This is a genomic window from Scytonema sp. UIC 10036 (assembly GCF_009725235.1).
Map to the genome: position 1 here is coordinate 13,017 of NZ_WJFC01000041.1, position 18,180 is coordinate 31,196.

Annotated in this window: 18 protein-coding genes; 12 read left to right on the top strand and 6 right to left on the bottom strand. The window is 41.2% G+C overall.

Annotation, left to right across the window (positions count from 1 at the left end; all coding sequences use genetic code 11):
* Positions 1–296: 296 nt before the first annotated feature.
* Complete coding sequence (locus tag F7734_RS20195; RefSeq protein ID WP_166482019.1) at positions 297–872, bottom strand: Uma2 family endonuclease; 576 nt, start codon at positions 870–872, stop codon at positions 297–299.
* A 162-nt stretch (positions 873–1,034) separates the two neighbouring features.
* Here F7734_RS20195 and F7734_RS20200 point away from each other — a divergent pair, with 162 nt between their 5' ends.
* The 8 genes from F7734_RS20200 (at position 1,035) to F7734_RS20235 (ending at position 8,145) form a co-directional block, all read left to right on the top strand.
* On the top strand, positions 1,035–1,499 hold the full coding sequence (locus tag F7734_RS20200) for a leucine-rich repeat domain-containing protein (RefSeq protein ID WP_243146981.1): 465 nt from the start codon (positions 1,035–1,037) through the stop codon (positions 1,497–1,499).
* 99 nt (positions 1,500–1,598) lie between these two features.
* Positions 1,599–1,778 carry a hypothetical protein gene (locus F7734_RS20205; RefSeq protein ID WP_155746359.1) on the top strand — a complete coding sequence of 60 codons (180 nt, stop codon included), beginning with the start codon at positions 1,599–1,601 and terminating at the stop codon, positions 1,776–1,778.
* 50 nt (positions 1,779–1,828) lie between these two features.
* Positions 1,829–4,795 (top strand): COR domain-containing protein, encoded by a 2,967-nt coding sequence (locus F7734_RS20210; RefSeq protein WP_155746360.1) that lies wholly within the window; start codon positions 1,829–1,831, stop codon positions 4,793–4,795.
* A gap of 201 nt (positions 4,796–4,996) precedes the next feature.
* Positions 4,997–5,512 (top strand): GNAT family N-acetyltransferase, encoded by a 516-nt coding sequence (locus tag F7734_RS20215; protein ID WP_155746361.1) that lies wholly within the window; start codon positions 4,997–4,999, stop codon positions 5,510–5,512.
* Positions 5,513–5,600: 88 nt separating this feature from the next.
* On the top strand, positions 5,601–5,855 hold the full coding sequence (locus tag F7734_RS20220; protein WP_155746362.1) for a hypothetical protein: 255 nt from the start codon (positions 5,601–5,603) through the stop codon (positions 5,853–5,855).
* Positions 5,856–5,990: 135 nt separating this feature from the next.
* Complete coding sequence (locus F7734_RS20225; RefSeq protein WP_155746363.1) at positions 5,991–6,626, top strand: Uma2 family endonuclease; 636 nt, start codon at positions 5,991–5,993, stop codon at positions 6,624–6,626.
* Positions 6,627–7,456: 830 nt separating this feature from the next.
* Positions 7,457–7,855: a hypothetical protein gene (locus F7734_RS20230; protein WP_155746364.1), complete on the top strand. Its 399-nt coding sequence runs from the start codon at positions 7,457–7,459 to the stop codon at positions 7,853–7,855.
* A 5-nt stretch (positions 7,856–7,860) separates the two neighbouring features.
* The gene (locus F7734_RS20235; RefSeq protein WP_207714152.1) at positions 7,861–8,145 is read left to right on the top strand and encodes an aspartyl protease; all 285 of its coding nucleotides are present in this window, start codon (positions 7,861–7,863) and stop codon (positions 8,143–8,145) included.
* A gap of 394 nt (positions 8,146–8,539) precedes the next feature.
* On the opposite strand, the gene F7734_RS20240 is transcribed toward F7734_RS20235, so the two are convergent.
* Together F7734_RS20240 and F7734_RS20245 are read right to left on the bottom strand one after the other, a co-directional pair.
* Entirely contained in the window at positions 8,540–9,556 is a 1,017-nt protein-coding gene (locus F7734_RS20240; protein ID WP_155746365.1) for an NAD(P)-dependent alcohol dehydrogenase, read from the bottom strand.
* 82 nt (positions 9,557–9,638) lie between these two features.
* A complete protein-coding gene (locus F7734_RS20245; protein WP_155746366.1) occupies positions 9,639–10,640 on the bottom strand; it encodes a gluconolaconase in 1,002 nt (333 codons plus the stop codon).
* Between the two features lie 169 nt (positions 10,641–10,809).
* Between F7734_RS20245 and F7734_RS20250 the strand changes: the two genes are divergently transcribed.
* From F7734_RS20250 to F7734_RS20265, 4 genes are all read left to right on the top strand, one after another.
* Positions 10,810–11,718: a LysR family transcriptional regulator gene (locus F7734_RS20250; protein WP_155746367.1), complete on the top strand. Its 909-nt coding sequence runs from the start codon at positions 10,810–10,812 to the stop codon at positions 11,716–11,718.
* Between the two features lie 614 nt (positions 11,719–12,332).
* Positions 12,333–13,676 (top strand): hypothetical protein, encoded by a 1,344-nt coding sequence (locus F7734_RS20255; RefSeq protein WP_155746368.1) that lies wholly within the window; start codon positions 12,333–12,335, stop codon positions 13,674–13,676.
* A 46-nt stretch (positions 13,677–13,722) separates the two neighbouring features.
* Positions 13,723–15,162 carry a Dyp-type peroxidase gene (locus F7734_RS20260; protein WP_155746369.1) on the top strand — a complete coding sequence of 480 codons (1,440 nt, stop codon included), beginning with the start codon at positions 13,723–13,725 and terminating at the stop codon, positions 15,160–15,162.
* Positions 15,163–15,181: 19 nt separating this feature from the next.
* Positions 15,182–16,339 carry a catalase family protein gene (locus tag F7734_RS20265; RefSeq protein WP_155746370.1) on the top strand — a complete coding sequence of 386 codons (1,158 nt, stop codon included), beginning with the start codon at positions 15,182–15,184 and terminating at the stop codon, positions 16,337–16,339.
* Positions 16,340–16,382: 43 nt separating this feature from the next.
* Here F7734_RS20265 and F7734_RS63635 read toward each other — a convergent pair whose 3' ends face one another.
* The 3 genes from F7734_RS63635 to F7734_RS63645 all read right to left on the bottom strand — a co-directional run bounded on the left by F7734_RS63635 (position 16,383) and on the right by F7734_RS63645 (position 17,849).
* Positions 16,383–16,733 carry an ATP-binding protein gene (locus F7734_RS63635; RefSeq protein ID WP_243146982.1) on the bottom strand — a complete coding sequence of 117 codons (351 nt, stop codon included), beginning with the start codon at positions 16,731–16,733 and terminating at the stop codon, positions 16,383–16,385.
* 98 nt (positions 16,734–16,831) lie between these two features.
* Positions 16,832–17,293, bottom strand: coding sequence for an AAA family ATPase (locus tag F7734_RS63640; protein WP_166482017.1), 462 nt, complete (start codon positions 17,291–17,293; stop codon positions 16,832–16,834).
* Positions 17,277–17,849, bottom strand: coding sequence for a protein kinase (locus F7734_RS63645; RefSeq protein ID WP_166482018.1), 573 nt, complete (start codon positions 17,847–17,849; stop codon positions 17,277–17,279). The genes F7734_RS63640 and F7734_RS63645 overlap by 17 nt, the downstream gene beginning before the upstream one ends.
* Between the last annotated feature and the right edge of the window lie 331 nt (positions 17,850–18,180).

An 18,180-nucleotide genomic window follows, 5' to 3' on the forward strand; every position in this document is an offset into this window, starting at 1 on the left:
GGCACCGCTAATTGGGTGTGGTCAAAAGTGCTTAGTTCGGTGATAGCTGTCTTGAGCTTCTCTTCACTCAAAAAATCATACATTTTTTAATATAATTATAATCATAACATTGAGGACTTACGTATTGATAGCAAAAACCAAATATAGGATATGGATTTCAGGCATTAAGCCTGAATTTTTCAACACGGCACTTGTTGGATGCCAGACGAGATACGTGCAAAAAGAGATATGTTGTAAAGTTATGTGTGCGCTCCGAAGACCCACACATAACTTTACATAGCTCATCTGAATTCCATTTACAGAATACCACGCAAATCTAAAACAAAACCGGGCAACACATCTTCACCAGATAAAGTCGTAGGAGATTTTATAACTTCCACCTCTCGTCCTTGGCGATAAATTTCTACCTGCTTGCTCTGTGGATCGATCAGCCAACCCAAACGAACTCCATTGTCCATGTACTCCTGCATCTTAGCCTGCAAGGTTTTCAAATCATCAGTTGCAGAACGCAACTCAACCACAAAATCTGGAGCAATCGGTGGGAATTTTTGTCGTTGCTCGGAACTCAGAGATTCCCACCTTTCTAACTTAATCCAAGTGACATCTGGAGAGCGATTTGCTCCATTGGGGAGTTTGAAACAAGTCGATGAATCAAACGCTTTCCCTAAATTTTGCTGACGGTTCCAAATTCCTAAGTCAAGATAAAGCTCAAAATTTTGATTTCCTGTTTCTCCACCTGTTGGCGACACGATGACGAGTTCTCCAGATGCTGTACATTCAAACTTCATTTCTGGATTCGCTTTCACCAATTCGTAAAAAGCATCCTCCGTTAAGTTCCCAACAGGAGATAAATCTAGCGTCAAGATACTCACACAGAAGCTCCATAAACGCGATTGCTCTAGTTATATCCCATTTTACATAAAACCTATTAAGTAAGTAGTCATGCAAAATAAATTATCTAATCGGGAGAAGGAACTCTGAACGGAAAACAGGCAACAGAAGGCGCGACAGAACTCGACCTCAGTGGCAAAGGGTTGACAGTTGTTCCATCTGAGATAGGGAAACTCACTCAACTCAAAAAACTGATTCTCGGCAAATATCAATACAACGATAAGGGTGAGTTTATTGGTATTTTGAGAAATCATTTGAGTGCTTTACCTAGAGAAATCGAACAACTGCATCAACTTGAAGAACTTCTAATAGTTGGTAATCGCCTCGAAACCCTACCACCAGAATTGGGGCAACTCCATAACTTACGATTTCTTAGTCTCAGATCCAATCAATTGAATGCGCTACCACCAGAATTCGGTCAACTCCATAACTTGCAATCCCTCGATCTAAGTAATAATCAACTGAATGTACTGCCACCAGAATTCGGACTCCTCATCAACTTGCGATCGCTAGACCTCAGATCTAACCAATTAAGTTGGCTACCTGCGGAAATTCAACAACTGCCAAACTTGAAAGAACTAGATCTGAGTGGAAACCCAGTCAAATAGAACAAACTAGATTTATTTTGCATAAGTGTACTTCTGGGTTACCTATTTAATATGGAAGGTCTTTTGCTAACTTTCTGGTAGTTTCAGATTGTATCTACTATGTCATATCAAGTTCGGGTGATTACTTATAATAAAATTTATCAACGCTGGTTGGGCTTTCCCCGTGGAGAAACCCAACATAAGCTAAAAATGGATGTTGGGTTTCGTTCCTCAACCCAACCTACCTATATTATGAGTGTTTCACCGAACCTGATATCAGTGGGTAAATCATCAAACTAGCAGTTACCGCCAAAAACCCAAAGTCACCAAATTGAGTAGAGAGCGTGTTTATGACTGAGGCAGAACTACTAGAGGTAATCGAACAAGCTGCAACAGAAGGAGTGACAGAACTTGACCTCTGTGGCAGAGGGTTGTCGGTTTTACCATCTGAGATAGGCAAACTGACTCAACTCAAAAAACTGATTCTCGGCAAATATCGGTATAGAGAAGAGGGTGGGCAAGTTGGTATCATTAGTAACAATTTGTGTACTTTACCAGGGGAAATTGGACAGCTTTGTCAACTTGAAGAACTTCAGATAGTTGGCAATCGTCTCGAAAGTTTGCCACCCGAATTCGGACAACTCACCAACCTGCGATCGCTCAATCTCGAAGGTAATCAACTCAGTGAACTACCACTAGAAATAGTCCAACTGACTAACTTGCAATCGCTAGACCTTTGGAATAATCAACTGAGTGGGCTACCACCAGAAATAGTCCAACTTACCAATTTGCAATCGCTGTACCTTGGTGGTAATCAACTGAGGGAACTGCCACTAGAAATAGTCCAACTCACCAACTTGCAATCGCTGTACCTTGGTGGTAATCAACTGAGGGAACTGCCACCAGAATTCGGATTCCTCACCAACTTGCGATCGCTAGACCTTAGTTTTAACAGACTGAGAACGCTACCACCAAAATTCGGATGTCTCACAAACTTGCAATCGCTAGAGCTCAGTACCAATCAACTGAGCGAGCTGCCACCAGAATTCGGACGCCTCGCCAACTTGCAATCGCTCAACCTCTATAATAATCAACTGAGAGCGCTGCCATCAGAATTCGGACGCCTCACCAACTTGCGATCGCTCAATCTTTGGAGCAATCAACTGAGTGCGCTGCCATCAGAATTCGGACGCCTCACCAACTTGGAATCGCTATACCTCTGTTACAATCAACTGAATGCGTTGCCACCAGAATTTGGGCGTCTCACAAACTTGCAATTGCTAGACCTCATTTCCAATCAACTGAGTGCGCTTCCACCAGAAATTCGACAACTGTCAAACCTGGAAAAACTCGATTTGCGTGGCAACCCACTTCCGATCCCCCCTGAGATTTTGGGGCGAAAGGAAAGCTGGGAAGAACCTGGTGATGCCAATGAAATTCTTAATTTCTATTTCCGCGTACAAGAAAATCCCAACGAAACCGAACCCCTTTATGAAGCCAAATTCTTGATTGTTGGTGAAGGCGGTGCTGGCAAAACCTCCCTCGCTAAAAAAATTGAAGACGAAAACTATGAACTTCAATCCGATGAAAAATCAACCGAAGGCATTGAGGTAATTCAGTGGCGTTTTCAACATAACGGTCACGATTTTCGCGTCAATATTTGGGACTTTGGCGGTCAAGAAATTTATCACCAAACCCACCAGTTTTTTCTCACAAAACGCTCTCTCTATGCCTTAGTTGCCGATACTCGCAAAGACAACACTGACTTTTACTGGTGGTTGAAGATTGTTGAGCTGTTGAGTGACAACAGCCCCGTTCTGATTATCAAAAATGAAAAACAAGACCGTCAGTGTGAAGTCAACGAGCGCTCTTTGCGAGGAGAATTTACCAATCTCAAAGAGGTTTTGGCAACTAACTTAGCTGATAATCGCGGTTTAACACAGATCAAAGATGCCATTGAGCAATACATCAGCAGGTTACCTCATGTTGGTACACCTTTGCCTAAAGTTTGGGTAAGAGTTCGTTTTGCCTTAGAAAACGATTCCCGTAACTACATCAGTTGTGAAGAATATCGACAACTTTGCCGATTCAATGGTTTAAGCGATCGTGAAGATATGCTGCGGTTGAGTCGGTATCTACACGACTTGGGTGTATGCCTGCACTTTCAAGACGATCCAACATTAAAACACTACGTCATTTTAAAACCAGAATGGGGGACAACTGCTGTCTACAAAGTATTAGATAATCAAACAGTCAAGAAAAATCTGGGCTGTTTTACACACGAAGATCTCGAACATATCTGGGGAGATACAGAATACGCGGATATGCGAGATGAACTGCTGCATCTGATGATGCGGTTCAAACTTTGCTACCCAATTGCCCATCGTCCCGACAACTATCTTGCACCGCAATTACTCGATATCAACCAACCCGATTACACCTGGGACGATACCAACAATCTGATTTTACGCTATGAATACGAGTTCATGCCCAAAGGTATGCTGACTCGCTTCATTGTGGAGATACACCCTTGGATTGAAGAACAAAAACTAGTTTGGAGAAGTGGCGTTGTTCTCAATAAAAACCAAACACGTGCCGAAATCATTGAACGATACAATCAAAGAGAAATAAAAATCCGTGTCACAGGAAATCGCAAGAAAGAATTGCTGGCAGTAGTCACTCACGAATTCGACAAAATTCATCAATGTTTTGAACGTTTGCAGTATGACACTCTTGTTCCTTGTAATTGCAAAAAATGTGAAGGAACCCAAACTCCCTATAGTTATCCTCTCAAGGAACTGCGTGAGTTTCTCGACGCTGGTGCTTACCAGATTCAATGCCGAAAAAGCCGTCAAATGGCAGATGTTCGCAGCTTAATTGACGATATCAACTTACAACTGCCTGGAGAAGAGCGCAAACCTAACAACCGCCAATTCATCACAACTTTGCTACAGGAACTAGAGCAAAGTAAAGTTGATTTAACATATCAAAACTCACAGTTATCGATATCTGAAGTTCCGAGCACAAACCAAAATCAAGAAGTGACTCGCCAACAACGTAAAAAATTACACTCTGCTTTCATCAGTGCCTTTCCAGAACAGTCATTGCTCGAACAATTGTTATATTACGAGCTCGATCAAAACTTAAACGAAATCACTCAGAAAAGTAATCTCAATACAATTATCTTTAAATTAATACAAACAGCTGAATCTCAGGGATGGCTTTTTGACTTGGTTCGGGTTGCTTATAAAGCAAATCCTGGAAACTCAGAGTTAAAAGCTATTGCTCAAGAGTTGTTGCTCAACCATGCTCCTTAACCGTTTTACCATCTGTTCTCATATCCGGCAAACTAGTTATCATGATACCTCGGCAGACTTCTTTGCGTCTTATAGCCTTTCTCAGTCTCATGAGGTACACCCCCCTTTCATCCCCCCTTAGTAAGGGGGGACAGAGGGGGGTAATTTTTGTACCTCACTAGGTTGAAATTTGCTGTAAGTTGTTTATTATTTATTCATTCAATGAGAATTAAAAAATTAACAAAAGATGATGCAGAAGATTATAGGAATATCAGATTAGAAGCTTTATATAACGCTCCAGATTCTTTTGGCACAATGTATCAAGAAGAAGTTCTTATGACGATAGATCAATTTAGGGAGAGAATACCAGTAGACAACAATAACTTTATCTTGGGCTGTTATGAGGATAAAGAGATAATTGGAATTATCGCACTTCATCAAGGAGAGAGAATAAAAGTCAGGCATAAAGCATATATTCGTTCTATGTATGTTCAACCAGAATATCGAAAAAAAGGTATAGGTAAACTATTACTCAATGAATTAATTGAAAGAGCTAAGGCTATTGACGAGATAGAAATATTATTACTAGATGTGGTGACAAATAACCTCTCAGCAAAACAACTTTATCTATCACTTGGGTTTCAAATATATGGAATAGAGAAAATGGCATATAAATTCAACGATCGATATTTTGATGTGGAATCTATGTCTTTACAGCTTAAATCGCTTCAGTCGTAACAATAGGCACAAAGTAGGGGTGCGATAGGGCTTCAGTCGTTAGGTGTTTGTGTTAAAATTATACATGAAAACCGTTGGGACATTCTAAGTGAAATTCAATCAAAAACTAGCAATTGCCGCTCTGGGTGTTACCTTAATATTCGCCAGCATAGAAGCCAACCGAAACTCAGTTGCATCGGGAACTGACCAAACCAAGACTCAGCAGTGTTCGGTCTGTTCTTTGGGCGGATTGGGAGTTCTGTGCTTGTCTTCTCTATTCCTAAAAAGTCGGAAAAATAAGAATCAGCCCCAACTGAATGTGAAGGATAAGTCTCTACAACTTGGGCAGCACGAGATAGGCTAGACACAGAGTCATGAGGAAAATCTGGTGCAAGCCTACAAACTAAAGGGAAAAATATGGCATTAATAACTGTTGGTACTCTACTCGATACAGGTTTTGAGAGATGGTAAGGTCAAATATATGTGGAGATGGTAACTTATGACCCAAGCCCAAGGACAAACAGAAGTAAAATTATACACCTTTGATGAGTTTATCGAATGGTATCCAGAAAATTCAGAATTCCGGTACGAATTGCATGATGGAGTCATTATTGAGATGCCTAAGCCTAGGGGTAAGCATTCAAATTTAACGGGTTCTCTCAGTGGAAGGTTAATGACAACGATTGATAAAATTGGTAAAACCGACATTTGGACAATACCCAGAGAATCGATTGTAAAACCGTACCGGGACAAATCTGGGTACGAACCAGACATCATTGTTTTGAATCAAGAAACTATCGGTACTGAGACGCGCTGGGAAAGTGAATCAGTTATTCAAAACGCGACTTCGGTCAAATTGATAGTAGAAGTTGTGAGTACCAACTGGCAGGACGATTACTACGACAAACGTCGTGATTATGAAGCTATGGGCATTCCCGAATACTGGATTGTAGATTATGCTGCCTTGGGAGGGCGTGAATTTATCGGCTATCCCAAACAACCCACGATTTTTGTGTACGAGCTAATTGACGAGGAATATGTAAAAACAACGTTTAGAGACAGTGATGTAATTATCTCTCCTACATTCCCACAATTTAACCTCACCGCAAAACAAATTTTTAATTTGGCTTTGTAAATGAGGAAAATAAAGAAGAATTAGCAGAAGCATTACTGGATTTTTCGACTTAACCATGTCCGACCACTTCAGCGATTTAGTTGAAGAGGGTGTAGATTTAGCCATCCGCATTGGCGATCTGCAAGATAATTCGCTGATTGCTCGTCGTATTGGTGTTAATTATAGGCGAGAATAGTCACATGAATTTTTCTCTGTCTTCAAAATCTTCAAAAATAAACGATCGAACTTTCATCTATTACACCATGAGAAGCGTATAGGCTATATCCATCAGCGAATTGCACGGCAGGTTCACCCTCAGCATGAAGCTTTTGTTGATTATCGAAAGACATTTTAGTAGGGCGATCGCAAATTATAACTCTTTCCTCAAAAGGTATAATTAAGCCACAATAACTTACTAATGCTTGAAAAACCTGCCAGATTTTTTTAGTATGAGCTAAGTCTAAAATGGAAATGCAAAAATCAAAGCAACTCCATATATTACTGATTCCCCACTTCGCGGCTCAAGACCCCCTGGTGTATCAAATTGGATTAGCCCACTAAGTACGGAAGAGGCGGAATTTTCAGCTAAATATTTTTCCAGAGACAATAAACAATCTTAACAATACACAGAAATAGTTGCTTGACAGTGCTAAAATCGAACCCATAAAACTTAGAATTAGAAACCATAGAAATTGGCAAAATCCTTAAGTGTTCAATCTTATAAAGACAACTTATCTTTACAGTTAAAATTAACATTTTTTACACTGATGTTTTTTTGTTATATAATGAAATTCTTTGCTAAACTCAATTACAATTTCTCGTCTACTCGCCTTCAGTAAAGCAATAACATTATGAGCAACACTTACCCCGAACGGCAATCAACTGAAGCTAAAAATACTGTTTCTTCTGAGAATTCCCACTCCACAATTAATGGCGCTGATTCCCATGACTCGAAAAAGTATCAGTTGCAGAATCCCAACATTTGTCCTTGGGTGGGCATTCGACAGTATACAAACCAATTGTCGCCAAATAAAGCCAACCCAGGATATGTTGCACGCGCACGTGTAATTTATGATAATTGTAAAAGTGAATTAAGCGATCGTTATCCTGGCTGGTATGTAGCGATTGAACCTGACAGTGGTGATTATTTTCTTGATGCTAATAAAGAAGTTGCCCAAAATCAGGCTCGATCCAAACATCCATCCAGGTTAATTTGTACTTTTCAGTTAAATATAGTAGGAGACTCTTAAAAAAATTGATTGAAGGAAAATTTAGCAATAAGGGCGAGCTTTTCTTTGAAATAGACTTTGTAGCAGCAGACGGATTAATTATTACTGTTGATGCCCTACTTGATACAGGTTTTACTGACTGGTTAGCAATCAATACCCAAGATGCTGTCTCTTTAGGTTGGCAACTAGTTGATAGCGAAGAAACACGACTGACTGCTCGAGGAGAAGCACAATTCAATATTTATGCTGGAACTGTTAGATTAGATGGACAACAATACTACTCGGTTAAGGGAAATAGTAGGTTGGGTTGAGCGACAGCGAAACCCAACAAATGCTGATAAATGTTGGGTTTCGTTCCTCAACCCAACCTACGTAATTTCGTATTTTTATGCTTAACCGAGCAGTATTGAGATGGACAAGAATTTAATATTCCTGTTATCGGGGGAGAAGAAATAGCAGAAGTATTGTTAGGTTTACCCTGGTTATTTACGCGAAGGCTAGTAGTTGATATTCCAGACAATCTGTTGACATTAGGCTAAACCCAGTTTTGAGAGATGGTAAAGTCAAATATTATGTGGAGGTGGTAGCTTATGACTCAAGCCCAAGGAAAAACCCAAGCTTTATTCCACCGCCAAGACGCAAGCCGTACCCGGCTTATCGCCTCATCAGCCGTTTGTTGTACAGAAATTTTCTTAACAACCTATTTTAGAGAGTAATGACAATTTTCCCAAAGTGCAAGCCAGCCTCCAGATATTCAAATGCTTTTTGAGTTTGCTGAAAGGGGAAAATCTTATCAATGACGGGAGAAATTTTATTGGCTTCAATGAATTGGTTCATTGCTTCAAAATCCTGTTTTCCCCCTACTTCCATACCTTTAATTGTTGCTTGTTGATGCATTAACGTTAAAGTATTGATATTGCTATCAAACCCATCCAACAAACCTACAATCGCAATGTATCCCCCTATACGCAGTGCATTGAGCGATCGCTGCAAGTTCTGACCGCCTACCGTCTCAACAACCACATCAGCTCCGTTACCTTCGGTAAACTGATGTACGCTCGCTTCCCAATCAGGCGTTGTTTTATAGTTAATCAACAAGTCAGCACCCAACTGTTGCGCCCGGTTGAGTTTTTCATCGCTGCTCGAGGTGATAATCACCCGTGCGCCTCGTGCTAGAGCAAATTGGAGTGCAAAGATGGATACACCACCAGTTCCGTGCAGTAATACTGTTTCACCTGCTTGCAAATTGCTATATTGCAGTGCATTCCAAGCAGTTAGTCCAGCAATTGGTAAAGTTGACCCTTCAATGGCTGAAAGATTTGTTGGAGCGTGAATGAGTTGATTGAGGTGAAAGCATTTATACTCCGAAATTTGTCCCGGAATGTTACCCAAACCTTGTCGGGCTGAATAGTCTGTTGTTACATAAGTCGGTCTGCCATTCAACCATTCAGGGATAAAAGTTGTTACAACAAAGTCACCTCTTTTAAATGCGGTGACACCCTCACCAACCTGCTCAACAACCCCTGCTCCATCACATATAGGGATGTAAGGTAAAGGGAGATTTGGATTGAGCAACCCTTTAACTACAAGTAAGTCTACATAATTGAGAGAAACCGCCTTCATTTTGACCAGCACTTCCCCTCTAGTTGGATTGGGCTGCGCTCGCTCGACAATTTGGAGATTTTCAATACCAAATCCATCACAAAGTGCGATTGCTTTCATGTTTGTCCCCTCAATGTTTCAAGTTCATTACGAAGTCGTTTCAATAACTTTGCTCAAAACCTCTTTTGAGCCATACCAAAACTCAAACAGTTGAGCCAGTGGCTGTGTTTGTTGGCAGTTTGAAACGACGAATAAAAAAGTTATTAGGAACCTTTTTTTCCTGTCCCGGCAAGATGCGATGGCGGATACGTGCCTCAGTCACCCAAACCTCACCATCCGCCACAGTCAAGTTGACTGGTGACTCCATGCCTGATGCTATAGTTTCTACCAACTTTGGTCCAGCCCCGGTCGAAAGTGCATCTATGCGTAAAAGGCGACCATTGCCGCTTGCAACTGCACCTTCAGTTACAAGTAGAGAGCCATCAGGTGCAAACTGCATCCCATCGGGATTTTCCAGCTTGCGCTCAAGGGGTATAGCCTCAACTTTTACCTCTCCTTGAGACTCTTGTATCACTTTAAACAGCTGTCCGGTAGAGAACAGCCCGACAATAGTAACTCCATCAGATCTGCGGGCAATACCAGAAAGTCCTATCTCCTGAGATGTAAACCGTGCATCCTCTGCCCAAACGCGCAACCGATCTGCTCCAGGGGCGAGATAGTAGATGCGGGGACGCACGCTGTCCGTAAGATACACGCCGCCATTCGCATCAAGCGCTATGTCGTTTCCGAAGCCACCATCAGGCATCAAAATGACGCGCAAAACCTTGCCAGTACGGGTATCGATTGCAAAAATCCGATGCGGGCGGCGGCTTGTTTTACCATTTGGATCGCGAACTCCCAGAAAGTCGGGGGAAGTTCCCCAGAGAATTCCTCGTTGCTCGTCAAGCCGCAGAGAAGTAGCGGCAAATACCTCATCGCTTCCAGGAAAGAAGGTTTCAATCTTGCCTTTTGGATTAATACGTAGTATTCGTCCGCTTGTTACCGAACCAACATAAAGCGTACCATTGCTAGCACGTGTAATTCCGTTCGGATATTGGAAATTAGAAGGTAGATTGATAGGGGCTAGTACACGTGCTCCGGCTGTAACAAGCTGAACTGAGCTCAAGGTAAAGACCACAAGTGCAGCTGTATGAATAAATGTCATCGCGTTTCTAACTCAGTGTTTGTTTAGAACGTATACTCTTTTCTGGTCTTTAAATATCTTAACTAATGCATTTAAATTGATAATCATGGTTTTGTGCATTTCAATATTGCACGAGATGCATTAATAGTGGGTAAGCATATATCTTGTATTTAGGAAATAGAACGACGCTATGATTGAAGACCGTTTTGAATCTATTCGTAGTTTTGTAGCCGTTGCCCAAAGACTCAGCTTTGTCGAAGCTGCTGAAACACTGCGTATCGATTCATCTACCCTAAGCCGACGTATTCGACGTTTAGAAAAAACATTAGGAGTCCGGCTGTTTAATCGTAATACCCGTCACGTTGTACTTACAGAAGCAGGTGCAATTTATTTAGTACGCTGTTTAGACATTCTGGCAAGATTAGATGAGGCTGATGCCGCAATATCCAGTCTGTCAGGCGATCCACGCGGTGTCCTCCATCTGACATTGCCTGTTGCCTTTGGACAAAGACACATTACCCCAGCATTACCAGAGTTTCTTGCTCTTTACCCACGAATCAACCTCGAACTTTTCTTTACTGACCGATTTGTGGATGTGCTTGAGGAAAACATTGATGTCGCTGTCCGTATCGGAAAACTCAGAGATTCACAATTGATTGCACGCAAGCTAGCTCCCAACCGCCGAGTTCTATGCGCTTCTCTTGATTACCTGAACCGTTATGGGCGTCCAGAGAAGCCGGAAGACTTGGAAAAGCATAACTGTTTAATTTTTTCGTTGCTTGCTACGGGCAACACATGGCATTTCTCTTGTGGAGAAAAACAAGTGAATGTACCTGTTCAAGGCAGGATCGTGTCTGATAATGCAGAGGCGTTATATCAAGCTGCTTTGAGTGGCTGCGGCATAGCATTATTAGCTACATTCATTGTTGGTAAAGATTTGAGATGCGGACGGCTTTTAACTGTTCTTGATGAATGGACTACACCACAAACTGATATCTTTGCTGTATTTGCCCCAGGAAGATATGTACCTTCTAAGATACGAGTATTTGTTGATTTCTTGATAGAACGGTTTCGCGGAGTTCCTTACTGGGAACTTTAGAGCTTTCAAATGGCTTGCGATCGCTACAGGAAAAGATAATGAAACTGAGTAAAACTAAAATCAACCAGTAGCATTTGCATTTCATCACTTTACAAAGTATGATTTCTTCTTCAGTACGGGCATATATCGGCGCTCTAGCGGTACATAAATACCTAATAAAATTACCCCGTGGGGTACTTTCAGAGTCTAAAGGTCTTTTCTATAATAAAAGATAGACAACTACAACTTTATAGAGATTTTTTATCATCCGCCTAGATTTTAGTTAACAGTTTTTCATACCCAAATACCCATTTTTTTGATAATATACTTGCATTAGATAGCAAACAATGAGTTAGTTATTTGTTGTCTGCTGACAACGTTTAATTATACAAATTGGAAAAAAGAATGTGAAAGATAGTTGGGTGAGAGTAAGCTAGGTAAGGCTTGCTCAAGCAAAAATATAAAATTGTGTGGGATGTAAATCAAACTCAATAAAACTTGAGGTAATGAAACATGACTCTAATGGCTAATGGCTAATGGCTAATGGCTAATGGCTAATGGAAGACTGACAAATGACAAATGACAAATGACAAATAACAAATGACAAATGACAAATGACAAATGACAAATGACAAATGACGAAAGTTAAAACCAAGCTGAGCGAACATATGACACATCAAGTTGCGCTGACAGTAATTGCCAAAATTAAGCAGGAAAAGATGGAAGACCTCAAGCAATTGTTGGGGTCAATTAACAAAGATATTCTAGGAAATAAAATAATTCCCTTCCGACAGTTTGACACGGTTCACTTTGCACGATTCGTCATTTTGGAAGAGTCAAAAGACCTTGATGGCAATACGATCCAACCAAGTCTGGTATTTTCTAGCTGCATTGATGCGCCATTGGACAAGCATTTCAACCAACTTGTTGATGTCGCTCTTGATGGGCTGGATCGAATTTACGATTGCTGTGAAGGATATCCGTCTGTGGGCGATCGCACTCGCCAAAGCCGTCTCAATTTTCTCCAGGTGCATCAAGTAAAAGTCCAAGCATTCTATGTCAATACCATTGGTCGAACTTTACAACAAATTAACCAAGAAGCTGAACTGCGGGACAAAATCGAAGATTTTCTAGATCGACAACAAGCAAAAAGCTTCTTGGACTGGGATGCTAGCGAAGCCCGTAGAGCCATCCAGGAATTTGTCAAAGGAGAAACCTCACTCAGTTGGGCGCAGTTCCTAGCAGCACGACCCAATTTATTATGGCAGGTAAAAGAAAAGCTCCATTTTATCTTCGGTCTTGTGCTAATCCTCACCCTATCTCTTTTGTTCCTACCGTTCTCTCCCATATTCTTTGCAATTCTGCGCTACAAGGAAGAACAAGATGCACAGCAGGATAATCTAAGGCTCAACACAGGTCAGCCAAGAAACGAACTCGCTATTCGTGAAGACCATGTTGTGCAAAACCAATTCAGTGCTGTTGGTTATATCAAACCCGGTCTGTTCCGACAAATCACAGTCAGGGTACTTCTATGGCTTGTCAATTTTGCTTCCCGTCACATCTTCAACAATGGCAATCTTGCTGGTGTTGATGCACTGAATTTAGATGGCGTAGACACCATCCACTTTGCCCGATGGATCGTCATTGATGAGGGGCGGCGCGTGTTATTTATGAGCAATTATGATGGTAGCTTGGAAAGCTATATGGATGACTTTATTAACAAAGTTGCTTGGGGTTTAAATGCCGTATTTAGCAATGGAGTCGGGTATCCCAAAACGCGTTGGCTCATTTTAGATGGCGCGAAGGACGAACAAGCGTTTAAAGCATTTATACGCCAGCACCAAATTGTGACACAGGTTTGGTATCCCGCCTACTCCCAACTCACAGCCGTTAACCTGAGTAATAACGCGCAGATTCGTGCGGGGCTTTTTAAGAATCTGAACCAACAACAAAGGTCGGAGTGGCTGCATCGATTGTAAGCCAAATCTTAGCTGAGTCAACTTATTTCTAAGGACTATTCAAACTATGCACCCCCTTAAGCTTGAGGATATTCAAGGAATTATTGTACGGGGCTACTCAAATTTAGGAGCAGCTTGTTTTGTCTTGCTTGAGATTCAAGATGCTAAAGCTACAAAACAATGGTTGTTAACATTGAGCAACAGTATTCAAAATGGTAAGGAACGACCATCAAAGACTTGCTTGAATATTGCCTTCACCTATGAAGGATTAAAAGCGTTGGGTGTCGATAAACACACACTCAGTACATTCTCTAATGAGTTTCAAGAAGGTATGGTCACTTCCCATCGCAGTCGTTTTCTTGGCGATCGCGAAGAAAGTGCGCCCCAATTGTGGGAGTGGGGCGGTCCAAATACAGCAACAGTACACATTCTCTTGATGCTGTACGCAAGTGATGAAGCCGCTCTTTTAAAGTTGTACGAATTTCATGCCAAAAACTTTGCAGGCGCTGCTGTGCAAATCAATAAGCTAGAAACTTTTTCCCCTAAAGATGAAGAGGATGTACGTCGGGAACATTTTGGCTTCCGAGATGGTATCTCGCAACCAATCATTGAAGGACTCAGCAGAGTTGGCTCGCCAGAGAACACAATCAAAGCAGGAGAATTTATTCTCGGCTATCCCAATGAATATGGGCTGTATACGGAAAGACCAATGGTGAAAGTCCAACAAGATCCGCAGAATATACTACCTAACGATATCGAGGGTTCTGGAGACCGCGATCTGGGTCAAAATGGTAGTTACCTTGTCTTTCGACAACTGAGTCAGAAGGTTCAGGAATTCTGGCGATTTCTGGATGACGCAACCAAAGAAAATCATGGTAAAAGTAACCCTGATGCTCGGCTCAAGCTGGCGTCGAAAATGGTCGGACGTTGGCCTGACGGCGCACCTTTGGTGAAAACACCAGATCGGGATGAACCAGCGCTAGCAAATGATAACGAATTTAATTACCACCACACAGATCCTCACGGCTTTAAGTGTCCTTTAAGCGCACATATTCGTCGCTCCAATCCCCGTGATTCGCTAGACCCTGCTCCTGGCACACAAAGGTCAATTGCTATCAATAAGAGACACCGCATTCTACGCCGAGGTCGTAGCTATGGAACCCCAATTGCTGCATCTATGAATCCGCAAGATATTTTAAACGCCGAAGTCTCTGGAGAACGAGGTATGCATTTTATCTGTATAAACGCTAACATTGGTCGCCAGTTTGAGTTCGTTCAGCAGACCTGGATCAACAATCCGAAATTCAGTGGATTGTACAGTGATACCGATGCTTTGATTGGCGATCGCAACCTGGAAGGAATCGAAGCAACAGTCACCTTCACAGAACAGTCTATGCCAGTTAGAAAGCGCATAATAGGTCTTCCCAGATTTGTCGTTGTTCGGGGAGGGGCTTACTTTTTCTTACCAAGCATCAGCGCATTTCGGTATCTGGCATCTATGAAATAATCGTCATGAACTACGTAATATGAATATCCCCAAAATTATTAATACTTTAGTTGAAGCTTTAATCAAATTGACACGACGACTTAATCCTAAGTTGAGAGACTGGTTTGATAGGTTCTTTCAAAAGCCAATCGAAACCATAACACAGTTTTTGATAAATTTGGCAAGAAAAGATGAACATCTTAATATTGCTGAAGAAAAACTTCTTCCCAATGAAGAAGAAATCCAACAGCAAATTGCTAAACAAATGACCGATTTTTTGGTCAAGTATTATACTGGAAAAACAGCAGAAAGAGCAGGTAATACAAAAACATACGGCATTGTTAAAGGTAGTTTTGAAATTTTACCCGATTTACCTTATGAGTTAAGACAAGGTATCTTTAAAGAATCCAGAACCTATCCAGCTTGGATTAGGTTTGCAGGACCTGGGCCATTTGTAACGCACGATCTTGATGACAATGGTATCCTGAGTATTGGTGTGAAGTTAATGGGTGTAGAAGGGGAAAAATTAATTGATGATGAGAAAATGACCCAAGATTTTACAGGTATAAGTGCTCCTACCTTTACCACCCCAAACATTGTCGAGAATCTCAAACTTCAACAACAAGTTTATAATGATACTCCCGCATGGTATTTCTTGAATCCTTTTGATTCACACCTGCTTGATGCTATTATGCAGGCGTTGTATGCAAAAGCACATACCAGCCCATTAGAAGTTACATATTTTAGTTGTGTACCATATCTCTACGGTGAAGGAAAAGCCATTAAGTATTCAATAAAACCATGTACGGCTGAGAAAACGGAAATACCTAAAAATCCATCCTACGATTACCTAAGAGAAGCAATGGTGAAGGTACTGGATAAGCAAGAAGTTTGCTTTGATTTTATGGTGCAATTCCAAACAGACGCTTATAAAATGCCTATCGAGAATGCTTCCGTTATCTGGTCTGAAAAACTCTCTCCATCGATCAAAGTAGCCACAATCCACATCCCCGCTCAAAAATTTGATTCTCCAGAGCAACTCAAATTTGCCCGGAACTTATCTTTCAATCCCTGGCATAGTATACCTGCTCATCGCCCCTTAGGGAACCAGAACAGAGCCAGAAAGTATATTTATTTGGCAACATCCAAGTTTCGACAGCAGATGAATCATGATGAAAGAATTGAGCCAAAACCTTGAGTTTCGACTAGTTTACTAGCCTTCTGTAAAGCAACAACATTAATTAGACAGCAGTAGCAACCTTGTTGTCAGCTTCAAGCCGAATTGGAATGCGGATAATAAACTCTGCACCCCGATCTAGTTCTGACTTGCACGAGAGTGAGCCACCGTGTTTTTCAGTGACAATTTGGTAGCTAATCGACAAGCCCATACCCGTCCGCAAAATTAACCCGGCTTGCAGAGCAGACCACAATTGCGTCGCAGTCGTTAAAGAAGATGCTTCATTAACAATTGCCAATACATCTAAATTAAATGTGCTGCCGATACAAGCAGCCAGTTTTAAGACTTTTTGTGTTTCTAATGGTAGTTTGCCAATATTTCTCGCTATCAATTCAACCACATTTAGGTCAGTCAAACCGATCGCTTGAATATGTTGGATATTCCATTACCACATTCCTGACTCGAAGTCATAGGTTAACAAATCTTCATGATGCAGGGTTTTCAGCAGTTGCGTTAATGCGTTAAAAAGAACGGGTTCCCTCCAGTTTTGTGGAACAACAATTCTGCTAGTGGCTGAGTGTGTTCTGTGTCATGTAACGTATCACCTACTAAATCTTCCACATCTGCTAACTGTAGCGGTGACAGAACAATATTATTCACCACCGCACCAGAAGATTGAACCTTGTTCAAACTCATCATCAGTGGATGGGTGGGGGACACCTCGTTATCTCGATACGCAGCAAGTAACAATAAATATTTGCGATCGCTATCCGTCATCAATAGCTCAATTAAATTTAAAGATGCTGAATCTGCCCACTGTAAGTCATCCAAGAAAACAACCAGAGGATGGTCTTGATTTGTAAATACGCTAATGAATTGCCCAAAGATGCGATTGAAGCGATTTTGAGATTCTGTTGCACCCAGTAGTGTCACAGGTGGTTGCTTGCCAATAATTAATTCAACCTCTGGAATCACATCGATTCATTCTGCCCGTTTGTTCCGGCGACATATAGGCAAGCGTACCTTCTAGTAAATTCGGATTGTTCAAGGTAGGATTTTCTTTATCAAGGCGCGAGGAAATACTGAAGTCAATCAGTTTAACTTTCTCAGATTCGAGGTCAATCAGAATATTATCAGGCTTAATATCTTTGTGAATAATCTGTTGGGCGTGTAACTCTCCTAGGGTGTGTGCTAGATTAATTCCCACCTTGAGGAACGCCACCAAGCTGGTTGTTTGATTCGCAATAACTTCTTTAAGCAAGCAACCCGGAATGTCTTCCAAAACCAAAGCCAGACTATGCTGGTAATTCCTTAACTCGTAGGGTTTAACAATCCCAGGAATTTGCAAAGGCTCAATGATTTGATATTCGTGGCGCAGTCGCGCAATATCTTCCAAAGAGGGATGTTCATCAAGAAGAGTTTTGACAATGACTGAGGTGTTATCGGTTTCTCGTCTTCCTCGATAAATAACGGTTTTATTCCCAAAGTGAAGAGTTCCTTCGAGTTGATAACCTGATAAAATAGCTGCCATTGTTTTCTCTCACAAGATAAGCATTCTTAATATGCCCATGCAAGTTAAAGCTCTGTAACTTTTTAAACAAAAATATATATTTTCTATGTATTTTTATGAATACTAGGGCAATACTCGGCTTTGTTGGGTTGAGGAACGAAACCCAACATTTTGTCGGCTTTGTTGGGTTGAACGACAGTGAAACCCAACCTACTCTTACCTGGAGCGTACTTAAGTAATCTTCTGGCGGGAAGGAAGTAGTTAAAAATTGGACTTGACAAGCCATCTATAAAATTCATGAAAATCATATATTACTAAAAATTGATTAAATAACCGTATTTATAGTAAAGTT